The sequence below is a fragment of the Mycobacterium sp. E2327 genome (assembly GCF_001672675.1).
Classification (GTDB): Bacteria; Actinomycetota; Actinomycetes; order Mycobacteriales; family Mycobacteriaceae; genus Mycobacterium.
The window spans coordinates 1-8,724 of record NZ_LZKE01000225.1 but is presented as its reverse complement, the minus strand read 5'-3'; the positions used below and the strand labels follow the sequence as shown (position 1 = coordinate 8,724).

General features: G+C 69.5%; 11 protein-coding genes. 2 read left to right on the top strand and 9 right to left on the bottom strand.

Annotation, left to right across the window (positions count from 1 at the left end; translation table 11 throughout):
* The 7 genes from A5712_RS32205 to A5712_RS26285 all read right to left on the bottom strand — a co-directional run.
* Positions 1-336 (bottom strand): carbamoyltransferase N-terminal domain-containing protein (locus A5712_RS32205; protein WP_304528679.1); only part of this gene is annotated, 336 nt, incomplete at its 3' end.
* An 8-nt stretch (positions 337-344) separates the two neighbouring features.
* The gene (locus A5712_RS26310) at positions 345-1,394 is read right to left on the bottom strand and encodes an NAD-dependent epimerase/dehydratase family protein (RefSeq protein ID WP_068112217.1); all 1,050 of its coding nucleotides are present in this window, start codon (positions 1,392-1,394) and stop codon (positions 345-347) included.
* A gap of 4 nt (positions 1,395-1,398) precedes the next feature.
* Positions 1,399-2,619 carry a glycosyltransferase gene (locus A5712_RS26305; RefSeq protein ID WP_068112213.1) on the bottom strand — a complete coding sequence of 407 codons (1,221 nt, stop codon included), beginning with the start codon at positions 2,617-2,619 and terminating at the stop codon, positions 1,399-1,401.
* A complete protein-coding gene (locus A5712_RS26300; protein WP_068112211.1) occupies positions 2,616-3,605 on the bottom strand; it encodes a glycosyltransferase in 990 nt (329 codons plus the stop codon). Before A5712_RS26300 ends, A5712_RS26305 begins: the two co-directional genes overlap by 4 nt.
* Positions 3,606-3,922: 317 nt before the next feature.
* The gene (locus A5712_RS26295; RefSeq protein ID WP_068112206.1) at positions 3,923-4,978 is read right to left on the bottom strand and encodes a DNA topoisomerase IB; all 1,056 of its coding nucleotides are present in this window, start codon (positions 4,976-4,978) and stop codon (positions 3,923-3,925) included.
* 111 nt (positions 4,979-5,089) lie between these two features.
* On the bottom strand, positions 5,090-5,488 hold the full coding sequence (locus A5712_RS26290; protein ID WP_068112203.1) for a heme-binding protein: 399 nt from the start codon (positions 5,486-5,488) through the stop codon (positions 5,090-5,092).
* A 271-nt stretch (positions 5,489-5,759) separates the two neighbouring features.
* Positions 5,760-6,602, bottom strand: coding sequence for an SDR family oxidoreductase (locus A5712_RS26285; RefSeq protein WP_068112198.1), 843 nt, complete (start codon positions 6,600-6,602; stop codon positions 5,760-5,762).
* A gap of 169 nt (positions 6,603-6,771) precedes the next feature.
* Here A5712_RS26285 and A5712_RS26280 point away from each other — a divergent pair, with 169 nt between their 5' ends.
* Together A5712_RS26280 and A5712_RS26275 are read left to right on the top strand one after the other, a co-directional pair.
* Positions 6,772-7,008, top strand: a complete 237-nt coding sequence (locus A5712_RS26280; RefSeq protein WP_068112195.1) for a general stress protein CsbD — start codon at positions 6,772-6,774, stop codon at positions 7,006-7,008.
* A 112-nt stretch (positions 7,009-7,120) separates the two neighbouring features.
* Positions 7,121-7,396 carry a DUF3349 domain-containing protein gene (locus A5712_RS26275; RefSeq protein ID WP_068112193.1) on the top strand — a complete coding sequence of 92 codons (276 nt, stop codon included), beginning with the start codon at positions 7,121-7,123 and terminating at the stop codon, positions 7,394-7,396.
* Positions 7,397-7,400: 4 nt separating this feature from the next.
* On the opposite strand, the gene A5712_RS26270 is transcribed toward A5712_RS26275, so the two are convergent.
* Together A5712_RS26270 and A5712_RS26265 are read right to left on the bottom strand one after the other, a co-directional pair.
* Positions 7,401-8,165 (bottom strand): endonuclease/exonuclease/phosphatase family protein, encoded by a 765-nt coding sequence (locus A5712_RS26270; protein ID WP_068112188.1) that lies wholly within the window; start codon positions 8,163-8,165, stop codon positions 7,401-7,403.
* Between the two features lie 31 nt (positions 8,166-8,196).
* Positions 8,197-8,724 (bottom strand): class I SAM-dependent methyltransferase (locus A5712_RS26265; RefSeq protein ID WP_068112185.1); only part of this gene is annotated, 528 nt, incomplete at its 5' end.

Genomic DNA, 8,724 nt, shown 5'->3' with positions numbered 1-8,724 from the left:
CACGGCAAGCAGGCCGTCCCGTTCGCCACCTGGGAGCTGCCGACCTCGGCCATCCGCTGGTGCCTCGAGGCCGGCGGCCTGGCGCCGGAGGAGATCGACGCCATCGGATACTCCTACGACCCGGCCCTGATGCACGAGCAGCCGATCGATCCCGCCGGCCTCGAGGCACCAGCGGATGGCCGAGGTCGGCAGCTCCCAGGTGGCGAACGGGACGGCCTGCTTGCCGTGCTTGCGCCGCGAGAACCGCTCTTCTTCGGCGGCCGCCACCACTTCGCCGTCGACCACCAGGGCGGCGGCCGAATCGTGGAATACCGCATTGACACCGAGAATTCGCACGTTACCCCCTATTGCGCCAACCGCTCGGGCTCCGAGACCCGCCGGTGCGGGTCGTCGGCCGTGATGCGGAACCATTGGACGGTGGTGCTCAGCCCGGCGCGGTAGTCGATCCGCGGCTCCCAGCCCAACTCCCGGCGCGCCAGGGTGATGTCCGGGCATCGGCGTTGCGGGTCGTCGACGGCCGCGGGGGTGAGCTGGATCGTGGAGGTGCTGCCGGCCAGCTCGCGGATCAGTTCCGCCACCGCGCGCACCGTCAGTTCGATGGGATTGCCGAGGTTGACCGGCCCGCTGAAATTGCTGCGTGCCAGCGCGATGAGCCCGGCCACGGTGTCGTCGACGTAGCACAGCGAGCGGGTCTGCAGTCCCGTGCCGGACACCGTCAGCGGTTCCCCGCGCAGCGCCTGACGACAGAACGTTGGAACCATCCGGCCGTCATCGGTTCGCATGCCCGGCCCGTAGGTGTTGAAGATGCGGGCGACGCCGACGTCGGCGCGGCCCAGCCGGTGGTAGGCGAACGTCAACGCCTCCGCGTAGCGCTTGGCCTCGTCGTACATGCTGCGTGGGCCCACCGGATTAACGTTGCCCCAATAGGTTTCGCGCTGCGGATGCGATTCGGGATCGCCGTAGACCTCGCTGGTGGAAGCCAGTACGAACCGGGCCCCCGCGCGCTCGGCGATGTCCAGCGCCGTCGCCGTGCCCGCCGACCCGGCGAGCAGCGTGGCGATGGGCATCCGCTGATAGTCGATCGGCGACGCGGGCGACGCCAGGTGGAAGACGGTGTCGAACGACGCGCCGAGGACGTCGACGACGTCGGGATCGCAAATGTTAAGCCGCACAAACTCATAGCCGTGCCGCCCGGCCAGCCGGTGTGCCGCCCCCGGCGGGCTGGTGGACAGGTTGTCGACGCTGACGACTTTCACGCCCATTCCGAGCAACCGCTCGCACAGGTGGACGCCCAGAAAGCCGGCGCCCCCGGTGACAAGCGCCCGCGATAGTGGCCGCACCGCCCGCGCGCGTGCGGAGGCGATCTTCGATCCGGTGAAAATGCCCTGAGCCATCGCGCTATCCGGAACGGCTGTTGAGCGTGCTGACCTCGCGCCGCACCGGCGCCAGCTTTTCGTAGACGCGCTCCGTGTCGGTCGCGATGCGGTCCCAGGTGTAGCGCGCCCGGGCGCGATCCCGTCCCGCGCGGCCCATGGCGGCGCGCCGCCGGCCGTCGCCCAGGAGCGGGTTGACCGCCTCGGCCACTGCGGCGGAATCCTTCGGCGGCACAAGGCGACCCGTCACGTCGTCGACGACCGTATCGCGTATCCCGCCGACCGCCGAGGCCACCACGGGCACCCCGCAAGCCATCGCCTCGAGCGGCACGATCCCGAAGGGCTCGTACCACGGGGTGCAGGCCACCACGTCGGCCGAACGCAGCACGGCGGGCATCTCGCCGCGGGTGATCCCGCCGAGCAGCTGCACCCGGTCGGCCACACCGAGTTGATCGGCCAGCCGTTGCAACCGGCGTGCCTCGTGGTCGCCGGGCAGGGCCGCGCGGGCCGGGCCGCCGACGATCACGAGTTCGGCGCCGGGGATGCGCGGCATGGCCCGGATCAGCGTCTCAAAACCCTTGCGGGGCACCAGGCGGCCGACCGAAACGATCCGCTTCCGGACTCCGCGCGGCGCGGCGGGCCCGTCCGGGTGGAACGCGTCGATGTCGACACCGCAGGGCACCACCGACGTGTGCGAGCGGGCACGGCCCATGCGGACGAGCTCGAACACTTCGTCGGTGCTGGTGGCCGCCACCCAGTCGGCGCCGCGCGCGACGACGGTCTCCAGCCCGATGCGGCAATCCGGGCTGGTGTCGTCGGTGCCCTGGTGTTGCCGCTTGACCAGGCCCAGTGCGTGGAACGTCTGCACCGTGGGGATCCGGTGCGACCGCGCCGCGCGCTGAGTGGCCAGCCCCGACATCCAGAAGTGGGCGTGAGCCACGTCGGGCGGTCGGGCCCGCCAATGCCCCCACAGGAAATGGGCGAAGCCGTACATGTATTGCAGCAGTTGATCTTTGGGCAGCACGCGGGCCGGGCCCGCGGGCACATGCACCACCGAGTAGCCGTGCTCCGTCTCGACGCAGTCGGGCAGGTCGGGGTCGTCGCGGCGGGTGAACACCACCACGTCGTGGCCCCGCCGCGCCAGCGCGGCCGACAGCTCGGCGACATGCACGTTCTGCCCGCCGGCGTCGACGCCCCCCAGGTGGGCCAGCGGGCTGGCGTGTTCGGAGATCATCGCAATTCTCATGCGGGCTCCCTTCTGAATTCACTGCACTGTTCGGAGATCACTTCGTCCCATTCGGCGAGAAACCGGTCCAGCCCGAAGCGGGCGGTGGCGAATTCGCGCGCCGCCTTCCCGGCGGCCACCGCGGCCGCGTGGTCGTTCATGAAATCCCGCAGTCCGCCGCCCAGGGTGGTGACGTCGGCGGCGACGACGCCCGCCTCGCCGGGCACCACCAGGGGCGCCATCGTCGTGCCCACGGCCACCACCGGCATCCCGAGGAACATCGCCTCGATGAGCGAGAGTCCCAACGACGTCCAGCGGGCGGTGTGCAGGTACACGCGGTGCCGGGCGATCTGGTCCCACAGCTGCGGGGCCGAAACGTCGCCGCGCCCGGTGACGCCGCCACGGTTCTCGTACAGCGACTCCGTGCCGATGCCCCACACGTCGATCTGCGCGTATGCCGACAACGGTTCGAGCAGGTCGGCCCCCACGGTGCGCCCGCGCCGCTGTGGCTCGTTGATCATCGTGGCCGCCCTCGGCACGTCGCCGGTGTAGCGCGGGCCCGGATCGGCCATGCCGTGATCGATCACCCGCGTCGGCGCCCGGCCGTTGTCCCACATCAGCCGGTTGAAATCGGTGACGTGAACCAGCGGGATGTCGCCGCGGTCCGCGACATGATGCCGGCTGCGCTCGGCGAACGGGCGCGGGGCATTGTGCTCGACGTACACCGCTGGCACGTCGGCGCCGGCGCGCCGTCCCGCCCACCGGGCCACCAGTGCGGCCTCGTGCGGACGCTGCAACACCACCAGATCGATGTGCTGGCCTGCCAGTTCGCCGAGCGCGATCTCGCGCGCGTTGGGCCACTTTCGCCCGGCCAGCCCGATGCCGTCGGCGCCGCGGTCGTCGGCCACCGGAATCAAATACCGGTGTCGGCCCGCTACGAACGCCTGCGTCCAGGACCCATGGACGTGCCACAGCAGCACATTTTTCGCGGAGCCTGAATCGAGCATGGCGAGCGAAATACCCTATAGGTCATTACATAAACGGCATTCCTGGCGCCGTCTCATCCCGCTGGGAGCGCGTCCCTCAGCACACTCGTGCACCAGTTACGTTGCGGTGCAACGACTTTAAAGCGAACGGATGACGGCCTGAGCGCCGCGGCGCTCCCCGCCGCCGTCCATTGTGCGAAATGTCGCCAGGCATCGGTCGCATGCGCGCGGCCAGCGCCCACCGGTTGTCCTGGCACGTTTGGCGGCCGCCCAGCTCGTCGCGCGAGAAACACTTCGCAATCTGGATATGACCGCGTCGGCCGTCGCGACGCGTCGGGTCACGCGGTTTTGGGCAGTTGCGATGCTCCGGATGCGCTGTGGCCCTTGGAAACTCGTCGAATGAGCATGCGGGTCGCCTTCTCCAGGATTTCCTGTTTGGCCTCGGGTCGACGGGCGCGTTCGGCTCGGCGCACCGCCGTTTGGATCGTCAGGCCCTGCTCGTAGCCGCTGACGACGCGCGGGTCGACATAGGATCCGCGGGCCACCGCGGGGGTGTTGCCGAGCTCCTCGGCGACCTCCTTCATGACCGCGGACTCGACGCGCTTGATCACCCGCTGCGACACGGGCGGGTCCGCGTCGGCGAAGGCGGCCGCCGCCAGCACCGTGCCGTGCCAGGTGCGCAGGTCCTTGACGGTGTACTGGTCGCCCACCATCTCCTTGAAGCGGGCGTTCAGGTCGTCGGAGCGGATGTCGACCCATCCGGATCCGGTACGGCACACCAGCAGTCGGTCGGTGCGCTGCGGGCGGCGGACCAGGGCGCGTACCGCGCGAACGATTTCGGCGTCCTCGATTTCCACCGTGCGCCGCACGCCGCTCTTGGCGGGGAAGTCGAATGCGACCGCGTGGCGGCGCACTGTCACGTGGCTGCACAGCAGGGTGGCCAATCCGTAGGACTCGTGCTCCTCGGCGTATTGCTCACCGCCGGCGCGAAAGTAGCCGCGGTCGAGCAGGCGCAGCGCGACCGCCAGCACCCGCTCGCGCGTCAAGCCGCGGCGCGTCAGGTCTTTGGCGATGCGCGCTCGCCACAGCGGCAACTGCACCGACAGTTCCAGCACGCGGTCGAATTTCTCCTCGGCCCGCTCCTGCTGCCACGCCGTGTGATAGAGGTACTGCCGGCGCCCGGCAGCGTCCGTGCCGACGGCCTGAATGTGGCCCTTGGGATCCGGCGAAATCCACACCTTCTTCCATGCGGGCGGGATGACAAGGTCCTTGATGCGCGCCAGGGTATCCGGGTCGGACAGCAGGTTGCCCTCGGGGTCGTAGTAGGCGAAGCCCTTGCCCCGGCGTTTGCGTGCGATCCCCGGCTTGGCCAGATCGCTGCGACGCAGTCGCATGGTTGCCTCCAGTCCCGTTGGCTGACTGCACAAGTACCCGCTCAATACCCGCCGGCGGTACACGCGAAACGACCCGCCACGGCGTTGTGGCGGGTCGTCTCTCGGCGGGGGTCAGCCGGCCATGAACTCCTGGTAGGCCGACTCCAGGAATGGCGGCAGCGCCTTGACGTTGCACTGCCGCTCCGTGTCGCCGATCGGCGCCAGGATGCCGCGCAGGTCGTAGTACTGCTGCGGATGCGAGGTGAAGTAGCCGCGCAGGCTCGACTCGGCCTCCGGCCGCGGCTGGCCGTAGGCGGCCGTGACCACCTGGTTGGCGTCCGGGTGGGCGGCCAGGTACTGCTGTGCCGCGCCCTGGACCGACGACACGGTGGCGTTCACACCGCCGGGGCTGCAGTCGGGCGCTGCGGCCGCGGACGGGGCACCGATGATGCCCACAGTCAATCCCCCGAGCAGGAAGCCCGCGCTGATGCCGGCAACTCGCCGGCGCGCGACGATACTGCTGTTTTTCATGATCAGTCTTGTCCTTTGAAATTGATCAATTGATTTCTTCTCAGAGAGGCTCCCGATCCTCGAAAACCAAGGTAGCGGAAGCCAAAAGGGACCGTGTTCGCCGAAACAGAACACCGCGAACCACGCGCGGCCCGATCGCCCCACGAGCCACATTTTCGCTAAGTGAGCAAATAAATACGAGCGCCAATGTTGAGAATTCTTAGAGAACGGGCCCGGTTCTTAACCAATCGTGACACCGATCGTGACGCAACCGTGACCTTGCTAGCGGGGCCTAACGGCTGGTGGGGGAGAGATCCCGCGTTCGCAGCACCGTCGGTGGATCACCGCCGTCCGCGGCCGACTCGCCGTCCGCGCCAGGGGATGAAAGGGAGTGCAGCCACGTGTCGAGGTCGGGGCCGACGACGATGGCGCCGTCGGACGCCAACAGCGCGCCGGTGGCGAGCGCACCGAGCGCGGGCGGGACGGCGCGCACGCGGCGCTTGTCGCCGCGCCGGTCGAGCAGTTTCGACGTCAGTTCGGGCAGGCGGACGGCCTGCGGGCCGGCGATCGTGCGTGGCCGATGCGTCTGCGCCAGGGCCGCCTCGACCAGCACGTCGGCAACGGTGTCGACGGCGATGGGTTGGATCAGCCAGTCCTGGACGACCACCTCCCCGTCGCGGGAACTCACCGCGACGGGGTTGGTGGCGAACTCGTACCACTGGGTGGACTTCACCAGGGTCACCGGCACCGGACCGTCGAGCGCGAGCTCCTTGGCGGCGCGTTTGGCCTCGTAATACGGAAAGCCGTCGAATGCGGGATCTTCGATTCCGGCGACCGTCAACACCACCAGCCGCTGCACATCGCGGGCGGCGCACGCTCCCACGACGTTGCGTGTTGCGGTGGCCACCGTCTGGGTGATGTTCGACCCCCCGTCGGCGGGCATCGGGTTGGCGACGTCGATGACGACGTCGACCCCCGCCAGTGCCTGGAATAACCCCCGCCCCGAGATGACGTCGACGCCGTGAGCGCGGGAGATCTCGACGACCTCGACCTCGCGGGCCTTCAGCCGGGCGACGACGCGGGACCCGGCCGTGCCGGTCGCCCCTATGACAGCGATGGTGCTCAGTGACTCCACCCCCTTGAGCAGTCGGGGGCAGTAACTACCCGGAATTACCGCTTTCAAACGAACGAGTCCGCACAGCGAAACCCTCGGCCCGCAACCGGGCGAGGGTGTTTGGCCCTGCGCCGGGCGGGAAGCCGGTAGATGCGAATCAAGACGTAACCACCGAGAGGGAGGTCGACCAATGGGCGATCAGAAGAGCGGACCACAAGAGGCCGTCAAGGGCACCGTCGAAGGCGTCAAGGGCAAGGTCAAGGAGGTTGGCGGAACCGTCACCGGTCGCGACGACCTCGTCGAAGAGGGACAGGCTCAGCAGGACAAGGCCGACGCCCAGCGCGACGCGGGCAAGAAGGAAGCCGAAGCCGAGTCGGCGCGCGCGGGCGCCAAGGCCGCCGAAGAGCGCCAGAAGGAAAACCAGTAAGCCATCTCCACTGGGGCCCGGTCCGGCAGTCGGACCGGGCCCCTTGGGTTTCAAACGGAAACGACGGGTTATTCCTGGCAAGACCGCCCGGCGTGGCGGCTGGAGGTTAGGGATGGTCTTACGCGACACGGTGTCGAGCATCATCGCGTTTCTGCGCGCCGGTTACCCTAGCGGCGCGCCGGCCCTCGGCTACGCGCCGGTGCTGGCGCTCTTGCCGCGGCGAGTGTGCGACGACGAGGTCACCACCATCGCGACCGCCCTCACCGGGCGCCGTCCGATCGACGACGCCGACGTCGGGGCGGAGATCCTCCGGGTCACCGACGAGCTGCCCGCGCCGGACGACGTCGACCGGGTCCAGCGGCGCCTCGACGCGATGGGCTGGGCCTGAGCGCTCAGGCGTGCTCCAGGTCGACCACCAGCGGCCGGTGATCGGAGATCGGCATCACTTCGGAATGAACGGCGCCGCTGCGCAGGCCGGGGTCGTCGGTCAGGATGTGGTCGAGCTGCCGGTTGGGGTCTTGGGCGGGAAAGGTTGCGGCCGCGGCCAGGGGCCGCATGCCCGACCAGCGGCGCACCGCGTCGGGCGTCATGTTGAGGTCACCGGTGAGAAGCCGCGGCCCCGGGAAGCCGCGCAGGTCGTGGATCAGGCGGCGCAGCTGGCGCCGATTCCAGCCGGGCACGAACGATAGATGCGTGTTGGCCACCGTGAGGCCGCCCCACGGGGTGTGCAGCTGCGCGATGACGGCGGCGCGCGGTTCCTCGTCGACGACCATCACCCGGTTCGGTCCGGGCAGATACATGGGAAACCGCATGGGAATACGGGGCAATCGCACCACCTGCCAGCTGGCCACGGGATACCGGGATAGCAGCGCGATCCCATAGGCCGCCGTGCCGGGTTGTTCCTCGCCCGTAGCGGCCATCCAGGTCGCGCCCGGCGTGCCGGAGATCGCGGCGACGAACCGATGCTCCACGGCGCCCATGGCGTCCGCCGCGACCGCGGTGAGGTCGGCGCGATCGGAGCGCGGTTGTTCGCAGTCGACCTCCTGCAACCCGAGGATGTCCGGATTCAACCGGCGCACGCAGTCCCGCAGTCGCGCAGGATCCACCCCGTTTCCGACGGTGCGGCCGTGCAGGATGTTGAAGGTCGCTACGCGCATACCCTTTTCGATACCCACTCCCGGGCCGCGGTCACCGGTGTTCGAACACTTCGATAACGAGGTCGCGGTCCCCGTAGCGGGCGACCGACGTCAGCCCGGGCGTTTCCGCGATGACGGCGTGGGCCGCGTCGCCGGTGAGAGGGTGGTCGGCCACGGGGTGGCGCCAGTGTGCGGCAACGACTTTCGCCCCCGGCCGCAACCGCGGGCATTCGCGGCACAACACCGTGGCCAGCGTGTCGGCCTCCAGGTCGCAGGCGACCTCGCTGAGCAGCAGCAGATCGAAGGGCCCGGGCGGCCACGGCGCGTCCCGGGGCGATAGGTACAGCGTCACCCGATCACGGCTGCCCGCCCGCCGCAGCCGCGCGTCCGCGCTGCGCAGCGCCGCATCGGCGACGTCCATCGCGGTCACGCGATCACACCGCGCGGCCAGCTGCGCGGTCAGCGTCCCGGTCGAGCAGCCCGGCTGCAAAGCGTGCCGATACCGGCGGTCGGGCAGCACCGCCAAGGTGATGGCGTCCCTGCGTTGCTGGTACCACGGCGTCGGGAACGGCCGGGGATC

Bases quoted from the DNA above. Each gene is read 5' to 3' on its own strand.
- A5712_RS26310 (WP_068112217.1), bottom strand. From the start codon at position 1,394: ATGGCTCAGGGCATTTTCACCGGATCGAAGATCGCCTCCGCACGCGCG.
- A5712_RS26305 (WP_068112213.1), bottom strand. From the start codon at position 2,619: ATGAGAATTGCGATGATCTCCGAACACGCCAGCCCGCTGGCCCACCTG.
- A5712_RS26300 (WP_068112211.1), bottom strand. From the start codon at position 3,605: ATGCTCGATTCAGGCTCCGCGAAAAATGTGCTGCTGTGGCACGTCCAT.
- A5712_RS26295 (WP_068112206.1), bottom strand. From the start codon at position 4,978: ATGCGACTGCGTCGCAGCGATCTGGCCAAGCCGGGGATCGCACGCAAA.
- A5712_RS26290 (WP_068112203.1), bottom strand. From the start codon at position 5,488: ATGAAAAACAGCAGTATCGTCGCGCGCCGGCGAGTTGCCGGCATCAGC.
- A5712_RS26280 (WP_068112195.1), top strand. From the start codon at position 6,772: ATGGGCGATCAGAAGAGCGGACCACAAGAGGCCGTCAAGGGCACCGTC.
- A5712_RS26275 (WP_068112193.1), top strand. From the start codon at position 7,121: ATGGTCTTACGCGACACGGTGTCGAGCATCATCGCGTTTCTGCGCGCC.
- A5712_RS26270 (WP_068112188.1), bottom strand. From the start codon at position 8,165: ATGCGCGTAGCGACCTTCAACATCCTGCACGGCCGCACCGTCGGAAAC.